The sequence below is a fragment of the Streptomyces flavovariabilis genome (assembly GCF_000725785.1).
Lineage (GTDB): Bacteria > Actinomycetota > Actinomycetes > Streptomycetales > Streptomycetaceae > Streptomyces > Streptomyces hawaiiensis.
Genome location: NZ_JNXD01000006.1, coordinates 409,079 through 426,761 on the forward strand (window position 1 = coordinate 409,079; position 17,683 = coordinate 426,761).

Consider the following 17,683-nt stretch of genomic DNA (forward strand, 5'->3'; position numbering starts at 1 on the left):
CGGGCGCCTCACTCGTGCATGGCCTACGGCCGACCCGGCAGTCACCCGGCCGACCTTAGTCCATGGGCGCCGTACGCTGCCACGGGTTTCGTTCCTCCAGCTGCCCGGCCAGATCCAGGAGTTGCGACTCCGTGCCGGGACGGCCCACCAGCTGCACGGCACATGGGGCGCCGGAGGGGAGAGTGCCGCAGGGGACGGACATGGCCGGCCAGCCGGTCAGGTTCCACGGAGGCGTCAGAGGCGAGTAGTTCGTGTTCGCCAGCACATTGCTCAGCCAGCCCCGCTCGTGCCACGGCCCGGCCTTCGGGGAGCGGCGGGCGAGCGCGGGCGTGAGCAGCACGTCGTGCTCGGCGAAGAACGGCTCCAGCCGCCGGCGCAGCTGCTCCCGGCCCGCCCCGGAGCTCACGGTGCGCAGGAAGAGCCGGCCGAGCCCGGCGTGGACGCGGGTACGCCGGGTCAGCAGCCGGGGGTCGAGGGGCCGGGCGTCCGCGGCGGTGCCCGCCGTCCAGTGGGCCAGGGAGGTCGTGGCGAGGGACATCGGGTAGGGCGGGTCGGCGCGCCGGACCTGATGGCCCGCCCTCATCAGCAGTCCGGCCGCGTCCCGGGCGGCCGCCGCGTACGGGCGGCTGACGGCGACACCGGCCAGCGGACTGCGCAGCGACACCGCGACCCGCAGGACGCCCGGCGCGGACACGGGGCCGGGTTCGGTGCCGGCGAGGACCGAGAACATCAGGCGGGCGTCCTCGACCGTCGTGGCGAGCGGCCCGTTCTCCGACATGCCGAACCAGGTGCTGTCCCCTTCACCGGTCGGGACCACTCCCCGCCCCGGTTTGATGGTGACGAGGCCGCAGTTGGCGGCCGGGATGCGCAAGGAGCCCATGCCGTCGTTGCCGAGGGCGATCGGCACCATCCCGGCGGCGACGGCGGCCGCGCTGCCGCCCGACGAACCACCCGCCGAACGCGAAGGGTCCCACGGGTTGCGGGCGATGCCCAGCACACCGTCCGTGGTGCCGAAGACGCACAGTTCGGGGACGTTCGTCAGGCCTACGACCACCGCGCCCGCCGCCCGCAGCCTGGCCACCGTCACATGGTCCTGTGCGGCCGGCGTGTCCGGTGTCGCGGCCGAGCCGATCCGCCGGGACTCACCGCGCACGGCGAGATTGTCCTTGACGGCCACGGGCACCCCGGCCAGCGGCAGTTCCGCGAAGTCGCCGCGCGCCGCCACCTCGTCGGCCTCGGCCAGGGCCGCCTCGGCGCGCACCGCGCGGAAGGCCCCGACCCGGGCGTCGAGCCGCTCGATCCGCGCCAGGTGCTCGGCGACCACCTCGCGCGGCGTCACCCGCTTGTCGCGTACGGCGGCGGATATCTCGGCGGCGGTGCGGCCGGCCCAGGTGGTCACAGCGGCTCCTCGGAGGGGGGAGGGCGGACTTACTGACGAGTACGTAGGGAGAACTGTGCACCCGGTGAAGGCCGTGCGTCGAGGTCGCCGGCCATGCCGGGGCCGGGCCGATGCCGAGGGCGGGGGCCCTGCGGCGGCCGGTTCAGCGCAGATGGCGCTCGAGGAAGGCCTCGGTGACGTCCATCGAGGCCGCCCACTTCGGCCCGAACGTGTGCCCCTCGCCGGTGACCGTGCGGAGCTCGACGTCCTTGCCCGCCTTCTCGAACACGGCGGCGGCCTCGCGTGACCAGGGCAGGGGGCAGGTGTCGTCCGCGGTCCCGTGCTGGATCAGCAGGGGCTCGGTCATGCGGTCGGCATGGGTGAGAGGGGAGACGCCGCGCCAGAACGCCGGGTTCTCCTCGGGCGTGCCGTGCTCGTCCTCGATCTCGGTGACGAGCGGGTCACCGTCAGGCCGCTGGAAGTGGTCGATGTTCTCCTGCGGCCGCGCGCTGACCGGGGCGTACGCGACCGCCGCGTCGAACAGACCGGGCGCCACGACCAGTGTGTTGTACACGACCCCGCCGCCCATGGACCGCCCGAACAGCCCGATGCGGTCGCCGTCGATCTCGGGGCGACCGGAGTCGCGCAGGGCCAGGGCGGCGCCGATGACGTCCTCGGTGTAGCCGAGCCGCAGGTTCACGTCGTTGTCGGGGTCCTCGTCGGAGCGGGCGTGGTTGCGGTAGTCGGTGTGCAGGACGACGTAGCCGCCGCGGGCCAGACGGTCCTGCTCGCGGGGCATGCCCTGGCCGCTGAAGTAGACGTCCGGGTCGATGTAGCCGTGCGCCAGCACCAGCGCCGGGAAGGGGCCCTCGCCCTGCGGGATGTTCATGATCCCCGAGATCGTCAGGCCGTTCGCCTCGTAGGTGACGGCGTAGCGGGTGTAGGCGGAGGTACGGTCGAGCACCGCGCCGAGGCGCAGGCCGGAGCCGGTGTGCTCGCGCTGCATCAGAGCCCGGAGGGAGACGGGGTCGGCCGGGGTGGGGGAGGGCGTGCCGCGGGGGCTCTCACCGGTGGCCCGGGCCGTCGTCACGGAGGTCTCGGGCGCGCTGCCCTCCGCACCGCCGGTGCAGCCCGTCGCGAGGGCCAGCAGCAGTCCGGCGGCCGCGCAGGCGGTGCCCCGAAGCCGCATACGGTCCAGTGTGACCCCGTCGGCCACGGGAGGGTAGCTCTGACCGGGACCGCGTCCCGCCGGAGGGCAGAGGGAGACGCAGGTCACATGCGTCCGTGTCACATCGTGATGGGCCGCTGCCTCATAGGGGTGTACGCACCGACAACGGCAGAGGAGCTCACCATGAGCGCACGACTGGACATCTTCGCCACCCCGAGCGCGAGCAAGCTCGTCAAGCAGTTCACCGCCGTGGGGCGGCTGGTGGTGGAGTCACCGCTGCCGGCCGCCACACGGGAGCTGGTCTCGCTGCGGGTGAGCCAGATCAACGGATGCGCGGTCTGCGTCGACATGCACACCAAGGAGGCCACCGCCGCGGGCGAGAGTGCCGTACGTCTCCACCTGGTCGCGGCGTGGCGGGAGGCCACGGTCTTCACCGAGGCCGAGCGCGCCGCGCTGGAGCTGGCCGAGCAGGGGACCCGGATCGCGGACGGCGCCGGCGGAGTGCCGGACGACGTGTGGGAGCGGGCCGCCAAGCACTACGACGAGGAAGGGCTCATGGCGCTGGTGACCCTGATCGCCTTCATGAACACGGCGAACCGGCTGAACGTGATACTCGAGCAGCCGGCGGGCGACTACCAGCCCGGCCAGTTCAAGTAACCGCGAAGCACCGGGCCCTGGGATGGTGATCCTAGGGCCCGAGCTGTGCCCGCAGCCACTCCTCCACCTCGCCCACGTGCGCGGCCGCCGCCGCGCGGGCCGCCTCCGGGTCGTGGGCCGCCAGGGCCCGGTGGATCGCGGCGTGCTCGCGGCGGGTGCGGGCGAAGGCGCCCTCCTCCTGGTAGCCGCGCCAGACCCGGGCGCGGAACGTCCGTGAGGACAGGCCCTCCAGGATCGCGGCCATGGTCTCGTTGCCCGCGGCCGCCGCGATCACCCGGTGGAAGGCCAGGTCGTGGGCGAGGATCTCCTCCGGATCGTCGGTGGCGTTCATCGCCGCCAGGTGCTTGTCCACCTCGGCCAGCTGGTCCGCGGTGATCCGCGCGGCGGCCAGCGCCGTCGCCGTCGACTCCAGGATCCGACGGATCTCCAGCAGCTCCACCAGTTGCGGTCCGCGCGACAGATCGGCCACGACCCCGAAGGTCTCCAGCAGGTCGCCGGCCTCCAGCTGCGTCACGTAGATGCCCGAGCCGTGCCGGGCCTCCAGCACGCCCAGCACCGTGAGCGCGCGGATCGCCTCCCGAATCGAGCTGCGGGAGATGCCGAGCTGGGCGGCCAGGTCGCGCTCGGTCGGCAACCGCTGGCCCGGCTCCAGGCGGCCCTCGCCGATCATCGCCTTGATCCGCTCGATGGCGCGCTGCGTCACTGTGCCCTTCTGCGGGGCTGTCTCGTCGTCCACGCCATTCCTCCGATCCCTGCGCTCGGGCGCAGTCTAACCAGCAGGGTGGTCGGACCACTATGGGCCAGAAGCGCGAAAAACCGCGCCGGAGGGTGTTCTGACGGGGAAGTGGTCTGATAAGTATGCGGGCATCTGCTCGAACACCGGTCGATGGGAGCCCCCTGAGATGCCCGGAAGCACAGTGCGGAAGCGCAACACGTCCCGGACCCTCGGCGCGGCGGTCCTGGCCGCCGGAGCCTCCCTGGTGCTCGCCGCCTGCGGCAGCACCAAGGACACCGGCGCCGCCGGGGCCGGAGGCGGTGACGGCACCGGCAAGGTCGGGGTGGTGCTGCCCCTGCTGACCTCGCCGTTCTGGCAGTCGTACAACGACTACGTGCCCAGGATGGCGAAGTCCGAGGGCGTGGACGCGATGAAGACCGTCAACTCCAACAGCGACCCCTCGCAGCAGATCACCGACATCAACAACCAGCTGAACCAGGGCGTCGAGGGACTGGTGGTCGCCCCGCTGGACAGCGCCGCCATCGAGGCGGGCCTCGACCAGGCCGAACGCAAGGGCGTCCCGGTCGTCGCCGTGGACGTGGCGCCCGACAAGGGCAAGGTCGCCATGGTGGTCCGGGCGGACAACGTCGCGTACGGCGAGAAGGCCTGCCAGTACCTCGGCGAGCACCTCACCTCCGGCAAGGTCGTGCAGATCATGGGCGACCTCGCCTCGGTCAACGGCCGCGACCGCTCCGAGGCGTTCCGCGCCTGTGTGAAGAAGAACTTCCCGAAGCTGAAGGTCCTCGAGATCCCGGCCAAGTGGGAGTCCGACACGGCGGCCTCCAAGCTCGACACCCTCCTCAACGCCAACCCCGACATCAAGGGCATCTACATGCAGGCGGGCGGCGTCTACCTCGCCCCGACGCTCCAGACCCTCAAGTCCAAGGGCATGCTGAAGAAGGCCGGGCAGCCGGGACACATCGCCATCGTCTCCAACGACGGCATCCCGCAGGAGTTCGACGCGATCCGCAGGGGCGAGATCGACGCGACCGTCTCCCAGCCCGCCGACGCCTACGCCAAGTACGGCATGTACTACATCAAGGCGGCGATGCAGGGGAAGACGTTCAAGCCCGGCCCGACGGACCACGACTCGACCATCGTCGAGCTGCCCAGCGGCATCCTGGAGGACCAGCTGCCCGCGCCGCTGGTCACCAAGGACAACGTCGACGACCCCGAGCTCTGGGGCAACACGGTCACATGACGACGTCACTCGTGGAAGCGCGGGGCGTCGTCAAGCGCTACGGCCCCACCACCGCCCTCGCCGACGGCCGGCTCACCGTCCTGCCGGGCGAGTCCCACGCCCTCGTCGGCCGCAACGGCGCCGGCAAGTCGACCCTGGTGCGCATCCTCACCGGCCTCCAGGCCCCCGACGAGGGCACCGTCCGCTTCGACGGCGAACCCGCGCCCCCGCTCACCGACCGGGACGCCTGGCGCCGCAAGGTCGCCTGCGTCTACCAGCACCCGACGGTCGTCCCCGAACTGACCGTCGCCGAGAACCTGTTCATCAACCGGCAGCCGCTCCGCCGGGGCTTCATCAGCTGGCGCCGGCTGCGGTCCGAAGCAGCCGCCCTGCTCGCCACCTGGGACGTGCGCGTCGACCCCGAGGCCCGCACCGCCGACCTCAAGGTCGAGGACCGGCAGATGGTGGAGATCGCCCGGGCCCTGAGCTTCGGCGCCCGCTTCATCGTCCTGGACGAACCCACCGCCCAGCTCGACAACCGGGAGATAGAGCGCCTCTTCACCCGGATGCGGGCCTTGCAGGACGCGGGCGTCACCTTCCTGTTCATCTCGCACCACCTCCAGGAGGTGTACGAGGTCTGCCAGACCGTCACGGTCCTGCGTGACGCCCGCTGGATCACCACCGCACCCGTCGCCGACCTTCCGCGCCAGGCGCTGGTGGAGGCGATGGCGGGGGAGACGATCGCCGAACAGGCCGAGCGGCGGCGGACCGTCGAGCCCGCGGGCCCCGTGCTCCTCGACGTCCGCGGCCTCCGTTCGACGGCCTACGAGAACGTCGACCTCACCGTGCGCCGCGGGGAGGTCGTCGGACTCGCCGGGTCCAGCGCCAGCGGCAAGATCGAGCTGGCCGAGACCTTCGCGGGACTGCACACACCCACCGGCGGGACGGCCCGGCTGGAGGGGGCGCCGCTGCCGTTCGGCGACGTCCGGGGGGCCCTCGAAGCCGGGGTCGGATTCGTGCCCCGCGACCGGCACGAGCAGGGTCTGGTCTTCGGCATGTCCATCGGCGACAACGCCACCCTCAGCGTGCTGGAACGGCTCGGCCGCTTCGGCTTCGTCGGTACCGACCGCAAACGGGGCGTCGCCACCGCGCTGATCGAGCGGCTCGACATCCACGCCGAGGGCCCCGAGCAACCCGTGTCGGACCTGTCCGGCGGCAACGCGCAGAAGGTCGTCATGGCCCGGGCCCTCGCCTCCGGCCCGCGGCTCCTGGTCCTCGTCAACCCGACCGCGGGCGTCGACGTGAAGTCCAAGGAGTCCCTGCTCGCCCGCGTCGACAGCGCCCGCGAGGACGGTACCGCCGTACTCGTCGTCTCCGACGAGCTCGACGACCTCAGGCGCTGCGACCGCGTCCTCGTCCTCTTCCACGGCCGTGTCGTCGCCGAGCACCCGGCGGGCTGGCGCGACCACGAGCTGATCGCCTCCATCGAAGGAGTGGACCATGGCTGACACCAAGGCCCCGCCGGTGAAGCCGGTGCTCGTGACCGGCACCGGGTCGGCGAGGACCGTGCTGTTGCGCAGGGCCCGCGAACTGGCCCTCGTGCCCGCCTTGTTGCTGCTCATGGTGCTCGGCACGATCGTCAACGACTCGTTCCTCACCGAGCGCAACCTGATCTCGATCCTCGGCGCCTCCGCCGCCCTCGCGATGGTCGTGCTCGCGGAGTCGCTCGTCCTCATCACCGGCAAGTTCGACCTGTCCCTGGAATCGGTGGTCGGCATCGCGCCCGCCGTCGGAGCGCTGCTGGTGCTCCCCGCCGCCCAGTCCGGGTGGGGCACCGAATTCCCCGCCGCGTTCGCGCTGTCGGCGGTCCTGGTCGCGGGCGCGGCCGTCGGCGCCTTCAACGGCGTCCTGGTCGTGAAGTTCAAGCTCAACGCGTTCATCGTGACGCTGGCGATGCTGATCGTGCTGCGCGGCCTGCTGGTCGGCGCGACCAAGGGCAAGACGCTGTTCGGCATGCCCGACAGCTTCTACGCGCTGGCCACCACCACCTTCCTCACCGTCCCGCTGTCGGTGTGGATCGCCGCGATCGCCTTCGCGGTCGCCGGGCTGGTCCTGAAGTACCACCGGGTCGGACGCGCCCTGTACGCCATCGGCGGCAACGCGGACGCGGCCCGGGCGGCGGGCATCCGCGTGGAGCGCGTCATGCTCGGCGTGTTCGTCGTCGCGGGCGTCCTCGCCGCGGTCGGCGGCATCATGCAGACCGGCTACGTCGGCGCGATCAGCGCCAACCAGGGCCAGAACATGATCTTCACCGTGTTCGCGGCCGCGGTGATCGGCGGCATCGCCCTCGACGGCGGCAAAGGCACCATGTTCGGCGCCCTCACCGGCGTACTCCTGCTGGGGGTCGTGCAGAACCTGCTCACTCTCGCGCAGGTGCCGTCGTTCTGGATCCAGGCCATCTACGGCGGGATCATCCTGGTCGCCCTCATGATCGCCCGGGTCACCACCGGCCGCGCCCAGGACTGACCTCCCCGCCCCCGCACCCGACCCGAAAGGACCTCCGTGTCCCCGACGCCCGCCCGCATCACCGCGGTCGACACCCACGACATCCGTTTCCCCACCTCGCGCGAGCTCGACGGCTCGGACGCGATGAACCCGGACCCCGACTACTCGGCGGCCTACGTCGTCCTGCGCACGGACGCTGCCGACGGACACGAGGGGCACGGATTCGCCTTCACCATCGGGCGGGGCAACGAGGTGCAGGTCGCCGCGATCGAGGCGCTGCGCGGACACCTGGTGGGCCGTGACCTGGACGAGCTGTGCGCCGACCCCTCCCTCCTCAACCGCGACCTGATCGGCGACAGTCAGCTGCGCTGGCTGGGACCCGAGAAGGGCGTGATGCACATGGCGATCGGCGCCGTCGTCAACGCCGTGTGGGATCTGGCCGCCAAGCGCGCCGGCCTGCCGCTGTGGCGGCTGCTCGCCGAGGCCGAACCCGAATGGCTCGTGCGCCAGGTCGACTTCCGCTACCTCACCGACGCCCTCACCCCCGAGGAGGCCCTGACCCTCCTGCGCGAGGGCCGGAAGGGCGCCGAGGAGCGCACCGCCCGCCTGCTGGAGAACGGCTACCCCGCCTACACCACCTCGCCCGGCTGGCTCGGCTACGACGACGAGAAGCTGACCCGGCTCGCGGCCGAGGCCGTCGCCGCCGGCTTCCGGCAGATCAAACTCAAGGTCGGCGCCGACCTCGACGACGACATCCGCCGCTGCCGCGTGGCGCGTTCGGTCATCGGCCCGGACCTGCGCATGGCCGTCGACGCCAACCAGCGCTGGGACGTCGACGAGGCGATCCGCTGGACCAAGGCCCTCGCCGAGTTCGACCCGTACTGGATCGAGGAACCCACCAGCCCCGACGACATCCTCGGCCACGCGGCGATCCGGCGGGCCGTCGCCCCCGTGAAGGTCGCCTCGGGCGAGCACGTGCAGAACCGGATCGTCTTCAAGCAGCTCCTCCAGGCGGGCGCGCTGGACGTCGTCCAGATCGACGCGGCCCGCGTCGGCGGCGTCCCCGAGAACCTCGCGATCCTGCTGCTCGCCGCCAAGTTCGGCGTACCGGTCTGCCCGCACGCGGGCGGCGTCGGCCTGTGCGAACTCGTCCAGCACCTGTCGATGTTCGACTACGTGGCCCTCACCGGCACCACCGAGGACCGCGTCATCGAGTACGTCGACCATCTGCACGACCACTTCCTCGACCCGGTGGCGATCCGCGAAGGTCACTACACGGCACCCACCGCGCCGGGCTTCTCGGCGGCCATGCGGCCCGAGTCGCTGGCGCGGTACACCTACCCGGGCGGCGAGTTCTGGGCCGCCGACCTCCGGAAGGGGCAGGTCGCATGAGTGACTTCGAGGGCCTGAAGGCCCTGGTGACGGGCGGGGCCTCCGGCATCGGCCGGGCCACCGCCGAGCTTCTCGCCGAGCGCGGTGCGCGGGTCGCCGTCCTCGACCTGGACCCGTCGCCGGTCGACGAGCCACTGCTCGGCCACCGTGCGGACGTCACCGACGACGCGTCCGTGCGCGAGGCCGTCGCGGCCGCGGTCGCCGGCCTGGGCGGCCTGGACGTTCTGATCAACAACGCCGGCATCGGCGCCCAGGGCACCGTCGAGGACAACCCCGACGACGAATGGCACCGCGTCTACGACGTCAACGTGCTCGGCATCGTCCGCACCACCCGCGTCTGCCTGCCCCACCTGCGTGCCTCCGCGCACGCGGCGATCGTCAACACCTGCTCCATCGCCGCCACCGCGGGCCTGCCGCAGCGCGCCCTGTACAGCGCCACCAAGGGCGCGGTGTACTCCCTCACCCTCGCCATGGCCGCCGACCACGTCCGCGAGGGCATCCGCGTCAACTGCGTCAACCCGGGCACCGTCGACACCCCTTGGGTCGGCCGCCTCCTCGACGCGGCGCCCGACCCGGCCGCCGAACGCGCAGCCCTGGAAGCCCGCCAGCCCACCGGCCGACTCGTCTCGGCGGCCGAGGTCGCGGGTGCCGTCGCCTACCTGGCGAGCCCCCTGTCCGGCGCCACCACCGGCACCGCGCTCGCCGTCGACGGCGGCATGCAGGGCCTGCGGCTGCGCCCGGTGGCCTGGTGAACCGGCTCGGCCGCAGCGCCGTCGAGGTCAGCGCCCTGTCCTTCGGCGGCGCCGCCATCGGCAACCTGTACACCGAGGTCGGCGGGGAACAGGCACACGAGGCCGTGGACGCCGCCTGGCAGCGGGGCATCCGCTACTTCGACACCGCCCCCCACTACGGACTCGGCCTGTCCGAACGCCGCCTCGGCGCCGCCCTGCGCGACCGGCCCCGCGACCGGTACACCCTCTCCACCAAGGTCGGCCGCCGCCTGGAGCCCTCGGACGGCGCAGGCGACGACCTTGCGGGCGGCTTCGCCGTGCCCGCCACCCACCGCCGCGTGTGGGACTTCAGCGCCGACGGCATCCGCCGCACCCTGGAGTCCAGTCTGGAACGCCTCGGCCTCGACCGGGTCGACGTCGTCTACCTCCACGACCCCGACGAGCACGCCGAAGCGGCCTTCCGTGAGGGCTACCCCGCCCTGGAGAAGCTCCGCTCCGAGGGTGTGGTCGGCGCGATCGGCGCCGGGATGAACCAGGCGGAGATGCTCACCCGCTTCGTCCGGGACACCGACGTCGACGTGGTGCTGTGCGCCGGCCGCTACACCCTGCTCGACCAGAGCGCCCTGACCGGCCTGCTGCCCGCGGCCCACGAACGCGGTACGTCCGTCGTCATCGGCGGCGCCTTCAACTCCGGTCTGCTGGCGAATCCGCAGCCGGGCGCCAAGTACAACTACACCGTCGCACCCTCCGACCTGGTCCAGCGGGCGCTGCGCCTGAAGTCCGTCGCCCACCGCCACGGCACCACGCTGCGCGCCGCCGCCCTGGCCTTCTGCGCCGCCCACCCGGCCGTCGCCAGCGTCCTCGTCGGCGCCCGTTCGGCACTCGAAGTGCGCGACTGCGCCCACCAGTTCGCCGCGCGGGTGCCCGCCGCGTTCTGGCAGGAACTGCGCGCCAAGGGCCTGCTGCCCGCCGACGCCCCCGTGCCCGCCGAGGCGCCGTCGAAGGAGCCGTCATGAGAGTCGCCCTGCACACCAAGGTGCGCGCCGACCGCGTCGCCGCGTACGAGGCCGCCCACCGCGAGGTCCCGGAGGAACTCACCGCCGCCATCCACGCGGCCGGCGCCACCTCCTGGACCATCTGGAGGAGCGGCACCGACCTGTTCCACGTCCTGGAATGCGAGGACTACGCCCGACTCCTCGCCGAACTGGAGACACTGCCGGTCAACGTCGCCTGGCAGGCCCGCATGGCCGAGTTGCTGGACGTCGTGCACGACTACTCCGGCGAGGGCGCGGACGCCGGCCTGCCCGTCGTGTGGGAGCTGCCGTCATGACCGTCGTCGACGCCCACCACCATGTCTGGGACCTGTCCGTGCGGGACCAGGACTGGATCGGGGAAGGCAGCCCGATCCGGCGCGACTTCACCATGAAGCATCTCGCACCCGAGGCCCGCGAGGCGGGCGTCGACCGCACGGTCCTCGTCCAGACCGTCACCGTCCCCGAGGAGACCCCGGAGTTCCTGGCCCTGGCCGACGAGTACGACCTGATCGCGGGAGTCGTCGGCTGGACCGACCTCACCCGCCCCGACGTGGCCGGCGAACTGGCCCGGCTGCGGGAACTCCCCGGCGGCCGGTACCTCAAGGGCATCCGCCACCAGGTCCAGGGCGAACCCGACCCGGACTGGCTGCTCCGCCCGGACGTACACCGCGGACTGACCGCCGTCGCCGACGCCGGGCTGGTCTACGACCTCGTGGTCCTGCCCCACCAGCTCCCGGCCTGCGCACGGGCCGCCGCCTCCCTGCCCGGCCTCACGTTCGTCCTCGACCACCTGGGCAAGCCGCCCATCGCCTCCGGCCTGCTCGAACCCTGGGCGTCCGGCCTGCGCGCCCTCGCCGCCCTGCCCAACACGGTCGCCAAACTGTCCGGGCTGGTCACCGAGGCAGACCTCGCCTCCTGGACCGTCGAGGACCTGCGCCCCTGGGCCGACGTGGCCCTGGACGCCTTCGGGCCCGGCCGCCTGATGTACGGCTCGGACTGGCCGGTGTCCACCCTGGGCGCCGCGTACGGCGACATCCTGCGGTCCACGCGCCGGCTGACCGACCCGCACGATCACGCACAGATCTTCGCCACCACCGCCACCCGCGTCTACGGCCTCTGAACCGGCCCCGCCAGCCGCGTCGGCGGCAGGTACTCCCGTACGAACGTCCGCTCCCAGCACGCGCCCGTCTCCCGCAGCTCGCGCCACGTCGTGCAGCGGTAGCGGAACAGGCGGGCGCGCACGTACCGCGGGGGCTCGTCCGGCGGGAACGGCGAGCGGCGCAGCAGCTTCAGGGTGTCCCGGTCGTTCTCCAGCAGCCGCTCCACCAGCGTGCCGAACCAGGGCTCGGCATAGGCGGGGGAGAGGGCCGCGAACCACATCAGCCAGTCGAGCCGCAGATGGTAGGGCGCGAACTGACGCGGCCAGCGCCGGGGATCACCCGGCTTGCCCTTGAACTCGTACTCCCGCCAGCCCGAGTCGGCACGCGGTACGTCGTCCGAGGTGCCCTCCACCACCACCTCGTACCGCACCCGGCTCACACTGCCGAACGCCCCGTAGGTGTTGACCAGGTGGAGCGGGTCGAAGGAGCGGTTCATGACCTGGCGGCGGGAGAGCATGTTGCGGACGGGCCGGTAGCTGAGGCCCACCAGCAGCGCGGACACCGCGAGCACCACCACGACGTACCAGAGCGGGGCGTCGGGCACGTCCGGCGGATCGGCCGGGAACCGCACCGCCGACAGGGCCAGCACGATCGTGATCCAGTTCAGCCACGCGAAGTTGCCCGACAGCACCAGCCACAGCTGGGTGACGATCATCAGCGACGCGGCGGCCGTCGCGACCGGCTGCGGAGTGAACAGCAGGAAAGGCACCACGAGTTGGGTGACGTGGTTCGCGGCCACCTCAACCCGGTGCAGGGGCCTGGGCAGATGATGGAAGAACCAGCTCAGCGGGCCCGGCATCGGCTGGGTCTCGTGATGGTGGTCCAGGCACGTCAGCTTCCGCCAGCACGCGTCGCCGCGCATCTTGATCAGGCCCGCGCCGAACTCCACGCGGAACAGGATCCACCGCAGCAGGAACAGCACGACGACCGGCGGGGCCACCTCGTCGTTGCCGAGGAACACGGCGAGGAAACCGACCTCCAGCAGCAGTGACTCCCAGCCGAACGAGTACCACGTCTGCCCGACGTTGACGATCGACAGGTACAGCGCCCACGGCACCAGCCACAGCAGCATGCCGCCCCACAGCGGCAGCAGCGAGTCCAGCCCGGCCAGCAGGGCCGCCGACACCGCGCAGCCCGCCCAGGCGCAGAGCGCGAAGAAGCGGTCCGAGTAGTGCAGCTGGAACAGGCTCGGCGCCCGCCCGAACGGCACCCGCTCCACGAACCGCGGCACCGGCAGCATGCCGCGCCGCCCGATCAGCGCGCGGAACTGGAGCGCCGCCGTCAGGAACGCCACCAGGTACACGGCGGCCAGCGCCCGCTGGAAGACCAGCCGGGTCAGCCAGTAGTCGGATGCGGTGAACCACTCCACGGCCGTGCGGTCCTCCTCCCAGTGCGGCGCCAGACTGGTTGTCACGCTCCGTGTGCCGGTGCTCCGGTTGCGTGACCCAGGTGAGCGAAGCAAACAATAGTGACGAGTTGCCCGAAACGGGCCGAGGTGAGCGGGAGGACGAGGTGCGGACACCCACCGGGACCTTCGTCCTGGCCTGCGTGCTCTCGGCGGCGCTCCTCCTCTCGGGCTGCGACGGTCGCACGACCGGTCACGGCGACCACGCCGGCACCCGGGGAGAACTCCTCCTCCAGCCGGCCGCCGCCCCGGGGCCCGACCCCTTCACGGACTCCACGGCCCTCACGGCGGCTACCCCGTCTCCCGCCCCGCGAACGCCGGGTGGCACCGACCGGGCCTTCGCCGCCTCGCGCGGGCCGCGCTCCCTCTCCGGCGGAACCCCCGGCCTGTACGGCGGCACCGAGCGGCGCGGCAGCTGTGACATCGGCCGGCAGGTCGGCCATCTCACCCGCGACCCGGCCAGGGGCCGCGCCTTCGCCAGGGCCGCGGGCATCTCCCCGGCGTCCGTCCCCGACCACGTGCGCGCACTGACCCCGGTCGTGCTGCGCGCCGACACCCGCGTCACCGGCCACGGCTTCCGGGCCGGACGGATCACCCGCTACCAGTCCGTCCTCCAGGCCGGAACCGCCGTCCTGGTCGACGACCGGGGCGTGCCGCGTGTCCGGTGCGCCTGCGGCAACCCGCTCCGCCCACCGGCGGCGCTGCGCGGCACGCCGGTCACCAGAGGCACCCCCTGGGCCGGCTACCGCCTCGGCGAGGTGATCGTCGTGACGCCCGCCCCGCGGGTCGTCACCGACTTCACGATCATCGACCTCACCGCCCGGACCTGGATCGAACGCCGTCCCGGCCACGACGTGCGCCACGACCGTGCCCTGCCTCCTCCGGTCTGGACGACCGCACCCCCCGAGCCGTCCCCGCCCCTGCGGCAGACCGAAGCCGTCCCGCTACCGGAGCCGGGGACCGCACACCCCTCGGACGCCCCGGCCGACGCGAGTCTTCAGGGCACGGGCACGGACACGGACACGGACCCGGGCATGGACCCGGATCCGCACCTGCCCCCGGCCGACGAGACCGCCCCGCTCCCCGACCGGCCGGCCGCCCCCGAGGAGGCGCCCGACGGCCCCGGCGACGTCGGCCCCGGCACCGTCCCGGACAACCCCGATCCGCCCGACGGAGCCGGGCTGATCCCCGACGACCGGTCCGCCGACCGCATCCCCGGCAGCCCCACAGGCGTCTTCACCAACTGAGGGCCACTCCGGCGGAGCGGCTCGTACACTCGGCACATCCGGTCGAAGAATCGGACGAATCCTGGCAAGGTGGGCCCATGGCTGATCGGGGAGCGAGCGCCCTGTCCCTCCCGGACGACTGGCCCGCCCGCCCGGACCCGATCCTCGCGCTCAACCGGATGGGCAGCTTCGACTGGGATCTGGACACCGGCCTGATGCAGATGGACGCCCAGGCCCACGAAGTCTTCGACATGCGCCCCGACGAGTACGACGACCACCCCGAGACCCTCGCCAAGCGCGTCCCGCCCGACGAGTCGCGGCGCCTGGACACCGCGGTCTCCCAGGCCCTGAAGGACGGCAGCGAGAACTACGGCGCCTACTTCCGCATCCGCCGCCGCGACGGCACCCTGCGCTGGACCCACACCCAGGGCTACATCCGGCGCGACGACACCGGACGCCCCCGCCGCATCATCGGCATCATCCGGGACGCCACCCAGGAACTCGGCGAGAGCGACGCCCGCCGTGACCAGGCCGCCAAGGACGAGGCCCGCCGGGAGCAGACGAGCGTCGTCGAACTCACCACGGCCGCCCTCGCCCACGCCCGCACCGTCCAGGACGTCATCGACGTCCTCAAGGACACCCACGGCCTCACCCACCTGGGCGCCGCCAGCCTCGTCATGGGCCTGGTCGAGGCCGGCCGCATCCGCCTGGTCGCCGAGGGCCCCTCGGACAGCTTCGTGCCCGGCACCCGTGTGACGCGGATCGACGAGCCCTACCCGATGAGCGAGGCCGTACGGACCCTCGGGCCGTGCTTCATCGAATCACCGCAGGAGTTCGCCGAGCGCTACCCCATTCTGTGGCCGCACATCACCGACCTCGACATCACGTCGGCCGCCTATCTGCCGCTCATCGTCCAGGCCAGGCCGATCGGCGTGATGGGCCTGCTCTACAGCGACCGGTACGGGTTCACGCCCGAGGAGCGCAACATCCTCGTCGCCCTCGGCAGCAGCATCGCGCAGAGCCTGCAACGAGCCATGTTCTACGAGCAGGAGATGGACCTCGCGCAGGGCCTCCAGCAGGCCATGCTGCCCCGGACCATCCCCAGCGTGCCCGGCGCCGACATCGCCGTCCGCTACCGCGCCGCCACCATCGGGGGCACCGTCGGCCGGGACATCGGCGGCGACTGGTACGACCTGATCCCGCTGCCCGGCGGCCGGGTCGGCGCCGTCATCGGCGACGTCCAGGGCCATGACACGCACGCGGCCGCCGTCATGGGCCAGCTGCGCATCGTGCTGCGCGCCTACGCCGCCGAGGGGCACCCGCCGGCCACCGTCATGGCCCGGGCCTCCGTCTTCCTCCACGAACTCGACACCGACCGCTCCGCGACCTGCCTCTACGCGGAGGCCGACCTATCCACGGGCGTGTTGCAGATGGTGCGGGCCGGGCACATCGACCCGCTCGTGCGGCACACCGACGGCTCCTGCCGCCGGGTCACCGTCCCGGGCGGTCTGCCGCTCGGCCTGTCCGCCGAGTTCGGCCGTCTCGACTACCCGGTGGGCACCATAGAGCTCGACCCGGGCGACACCCTGCTGCTGTGCACCGACGGCCTCGTCGAGCAGCCCGGCGCGGACCTCGACGACGGGATGCGGACCCTCACCGCGCTCGTCGACACCGGTCCCGACGACGTACGGGACCTGGCCGACCGGCTCATCGACGTGGCCGCCGAGCGCGGCGGCGACGACGACGTGGCGCTGCTCCTGCTGCGCCGGCGCGGCCCCGACAGCCCGGAGTCCGGCCGCCGGCTCCAACGGCACGTGGCCCCCGGTGATCCCGGGGCCCTCGCCGAGGCCAGGCGCATGATCCGCATCGCGGTCGCCGGCTGGGGAGCGGGCGACCGCGCCGACGAGATCGAACTGGTCGCCGACGAGCTGATCACCAACGCCCTGATGCACACCGAGGGCTCCGCCGTCGTCACCCTGCGGGCTTTCACCGGCTCCGAGCGGCGGCTGCGCGTCGAGGTCGAGGACTCCTCCAGCGCCCTGCCGCGCCGCCGCGAGGCGGGCGACTCGGGCGTCTCCGGGCGGGGCCTGCTCCTGGTGGAGCTGCTCACCGACGTGTGGGGTGTGGAGGCCCGTGGCGGCGGCAAGGCCGTGTGGTGCGAGTTCGTGGTGCCCGCCCCCGGCTGACCCCGCGTGGCACTCTGGAGCTATGCCGGAACTCCCCGAGGTCGAGGCGCTCAAGGACTTCCTGACCGAGCACCTTGTCGGCCACGAGATCGTACGGGTGCTGCCCGTCGCGATCAGCGTCCTGAAGACGTACGACCCGCCCCTGTCCGCGCTGGAGGGCCACGAGGTCGCCGCCGTACGCCGGTACGGCAAGTTCCTCGACGTCGCGACCGCGGACGGCCCGCACTTCGTGACGCACCTGGCCCGCGCGGGCTGGCTGCACTGGAAGGACCGCCTCCCCGACGGCCCGCCCCGCCCCGGCAAGGGCCCCCTCGCGCTGCGCGTGGCCCTGGAGACCGGCGCCGGTTTCGACCTGACCGAGGCCGGCACCCAGAAGCGGCTCGCGGTGTACGTCGTGGCGGACCCGCAGGAGGTCCAGGGCATCGCCCGGCTCGGCCCGGACCCGCTGGCCGACGACTTCGACGAGCGGCGTTTCACGGAACTCCTGGCCGGTGAACGGCGGCAGCTCAAGGGCGCCTTGCGGGACCAGAGCCTGATCGCGGGCGTGGGCAACGCCTACAGCGACGAGATCCTGCACGCGGCGAGGATGTCGCCCTTCAGACTGGCGGCGACCCTGAGCGGGGAGGAGACCGGGCGGCTGTACGCGGCCCTGCGCGAGACGCTCACCGAGGCGGTCGAACGCTCCCGGGGCGTGGCGGCCGGGCGGCTGAAGGCCGAGAAGAAGAGCGGACTGCGCGTCCACGGCCGCACCGGAGAGCCCTGCCCGGTGTGCGGCGACACCGTCCGCGAGGTGTCCTTCGCCGACTCCTCGCTCCAGTACTGCCCGACCTGCCAGACGGGCGGCAAGCCGCTGGCGGACCGCCGGATGTCCCGGCTGCTGAAGTGA

At 72.6% G+C, this 17,683-nt stretch carries 16 protein-coding genes; 12 read left to right on the forward strand and 4 right to left on the reverse strand.

Annotated features, from left to right (window positions below; genetic code table 11):
• Positions 1-55: 55 nt before the first annotated feature.
• Positions 56-1,399 carry an amidase gene (locus tag IO24_RS0114015; protein WP_031135554.1) on the reverse strand — a complete coding sequence of 448 codons (1,344 nt, stop codon included), beginning with the start codon at positions 1,397-1,399 and terminating at the stop codon, positions 56-58.
• Positions 1,400-1,541: 142 nt separating this feature from the next.
• Positions 1,542-2,567: an alpha/beta hydrolase family protein gene (locus IO24_RS0114020; protein WP_031135556.1), complete on the reverse strand. Its 1,026-nt coding sequence runs from the start codon at positions 2,565-2,567 to the stop codon at positions 1,542-1,544.
• 162 nt (positions 2,568-2,729) lie between these two features.
• Here IO24_RS0114020 and IO24_RS0114025 point away from each other — a divergent pair, with 162 nt between their 5' ends.
• The gene (locus IO24_RS0114025) at positions 2,730-3,203 is read left to right on the forward strand and encodes a carboxymuconolactone decarboxylase family protein (protein WP_031135558.1); all 474 of its coding nucleotides are present in this window, start codon (positions 2,730-2,732) and stop codon (positions 3,201-3,203) included.
• Between the two features lie 31 nt (positions 3,204-3,234).
• Here the strand turns inward: IO24_RS0114025 and IO24_RS0114030 are convergent, their stop codons facing one another.
• Positions 3,235-3,939, reverse strand: a complete 705-nt coding sequence (locus tag IO24_RS0114030) for a FadR/GntR family transcriptional regulator (protein WP_031135560.1) — start codon at positions 3,937-3,939, stop codon at positions 3,235-3,237.
• 166 nt (positions 3,940-4,105) lie between these two features.
• On the opposite strand from IO24_RS0114030, the gene IO24_RS0114035 reads away from it, so the two are divergent.
• Genes IO24_RS0114035 through IO24_RS0114070 form a run of 8 tightly spaced genes read left to right on the forward strand, consistent with a single transcriptional unit; the run spans position 4,106 to position 11,940 of the window.
• A complete protein-coding gene (locus tag IO24_RS0114035) occupies positions 4,106-5,179 on the forward strand; it encodes a sugar ABC transporter substrate-binding protein (RefSeq protein WP_031135563.1) in 1,074 nt (357 codons plus the stop codon).
• Positions 5,176-6,666 (forward strand): sugar ABC transporter ATP-binding protein, encoded by a 1,491-nt coding sequence (locus IO24_RS0114040; protein WP_031135565.1) that lies wholly within the window; start codon positions 5,176-5,178, stop codon positions 6,664-6,666. The genes IO24_RS0114035 and IO24_RS0114040 overlap by 4 nt, the downstream gene beginning before the upstream one ends.
• Positions 6,659-7,684: an ABC transporter permease gene (locus IO24_RS0114045; protein ID WP_031135566.1), complete on the forward strand. Its 1,026-nt coding sequence runs from the start codon at positions 6,659-6,661 to the stop codon at positions 7,682-7,684. The genes IO24_RS0114040 and IO24_RS0114045 overlap by 8 nt, the downstream gene beginning before the upstream one ends.
• A 36-nt stretch (positions 7,685-7,720) precedes the next feature.
• Positions 7,721-9,055, forward strand: a complete 1,335-nt coding sequence (locus IO24_RS0114050; protein WP_031135567.1) for an L-fuconate dehydratase — start codon at positions 7,721-7,723, stop codon at positions 9,053-9,055.
• Positions 9,052-9,807 carry an SDR family NAD(P)-dependent oxidoreductase gene (locus tag IO24_RS0114055; protein WP_031135569.1) on the forward strand — a complete coding sequence of 252 codons (756 nt, stop codon included), beginning with the start codon at positions 9,052-9,054 and terminating at the stop codon, positions 9,805-9,807. Before IO24_RS0114050 ends, IO24_RS0114055 begins: the two co-directional genes overlap by 4 nt.
• Complete coding sequence (locus IO24_RS0114060) at positions 9,804-10,802, forward strand: aldo/keto reductase (RefSeq protein ID WP_031135571.1); 999 nt, start codon at positions 9,804-9,806, stop codon at positions 10,800-10,802. Before IO24_RS0114055 ends, IO24_RS0114060 begins: the two co-directional genes overlap by 4 nt.
• A complete protein-coding gene (locus IO24_RS0114065; RefSeq protein ID WP_031135574.1) occupies positions 10,799-11,116 on the forward strand; it encodes an L-rhamnose mutarotase in 318 nt (105 codons plus the stop codon). The genes IO24_RS0114060 and IO24_RS0114065 overlap by 4 nt, the downstream gene beginning before the upstream one ends.
• Complete coding sequence (locus IO24_RS0114070; RefSeq protein ID WP_031135576.1) at positions 11,113-11,940, forward strand: amidohydrolase family protein; 828 nt, start codon at positions 11,113-11,115, stop codon at positions 11,938-11,940. Before IO24_RS0114065 ends, IO24_RS0114070 begins: the two co-directional genes overlap by 4 nt.
• Here IO24_RS0114070 and IO24_RS0114075 read toward each other — a convergent pair.
• Positions 11,928-13,349, reverse strand: a complete 1,422-nt coding sequence (locus IO24_RS0114075; RefSeq protein ID WP_031135578.1) for a lipase maturation factor family protein — start codon at positions 13,347-13,349, stop codon at positions 11,928-11,930. The genes IO24_RS0114070 and IO24_RS0114075 overlap by 13 nt on opposite strands.
• 143 nt (positions 13,350-13,492) lie before the next feature.
• On the opposite strand from IO24_RS0114075, the gene IO24_RS0114080 reads away from it, so the two are divergent.
• From IO24_RS0114080 to IO24_RS0114090, 3 genes are all read left to right on the forward strand, one after another.
• A complete protein-coding gene (locus IO24_RS0114080) occupies positions 13,493-14,632 on the forward strand; it encodes a DUF6777 domain-containing protein (RefSeq protein ID WP_031135580.1) in 1,140 nt (379 codons plus the stop codon).
• Positions 14,633-14,709: 77 nt separating this feature from the next.
• Positions 14,710-16,797, forward strand: coding sequence for a SpoIIE family protein phosphatase (locus IO24_RS0114085; protein WP_031135582.1), 2,088 nt, complete (start codon positions 14,710-14,712; stop codon positions 16,795-16,797).
• A gap of 22 nt (positions 16,798-16,819) precedes the next feature.
• Positions 16,820-17,683 carry an Fpg/Nei family DNA glycosylase gene (locus IO24_RS0114090; protein WP_031135584.1) on the forward strand — a complete coding sequence of 288 codons (864 nt, stop codon included), beginning with the start codon at positions 16,820-16,822 and terminating at the stop codon, positions 17,681-17,683.

Bases quoted from the DNA above. Each gene is read 5' to 3' on its own strand.
- IO24_RS0114020 (WP_031135556.1), bottom strand. From the start codon at position 2,567: ATGCGGCTTCGGGGCACCGCCTGCGCGGCCGCCGGACTGCTGCTGGCC.
- IO24_RS0114040 (WP_031135565.1), top strand. From the start codon at position 5,176: ATGACGACGTCACTCGTGGAAGCGCGGGGCGTCGTCAAGCGCTACGGC.
- IO24_RS0114070 (WP_031135576.1), top strand. From the start codon at position 11,113: ATGACCGTCGTCGACGCCCACCACCATGTCTGGGACCTGTCCGTGCGG.
- IO24_RS0114085 (WP_031135582.1), top strand. From the start codon at position 14,710: ATGGCTGATCGGGGAGCGAGCGCCCTGTCCCTCCCGGACGACTGGCCC.
- IO24_RS0114090 (WP_031135584.1), top strand. From the start codon at position 16,820: ATGCCGGAACTCCCCGAGGTCGAGGCGCTCAAGGACTTCCTGACCGAG.
- IO24_RS0114055 (WP_031135569.1), top strand. From the start codon at position 9,052: ATGAGTGACTTCGAGGGCCTGAAGGCCCTGGTGACGGGCGGGGCCTCC.
- IO24_RS0114045 (WP_031135566.1), top strand. From the start codon at position 6,659: ATGGCTGACACCAAGGCCCCGCCGGTGAAGCCGGTGCTCGTGACCGGC.
- IO24_RS0114065 (WP_031135574.1), top strand. From the start codon at position 10,799: ATGAGAGTCGCCCTGCACACCAAGGTGCGCGCCGACCGCGTCGCCGCG.
- IO24_RS0114025 (WP_031135558.1), top strand. From the start codon at position 2,730: ATGAGCGCACGACTGGACATCTTCGCCACCCCGAGCGCGAGCAAGCTC.
- IO24_RS0114035 (WP_031135563.1), top strand. From the start codon at position 4,106: ATGCCCGGAAGCACAGTGCGGAAGCGCAACACGTCCCGGACCCTCGGC.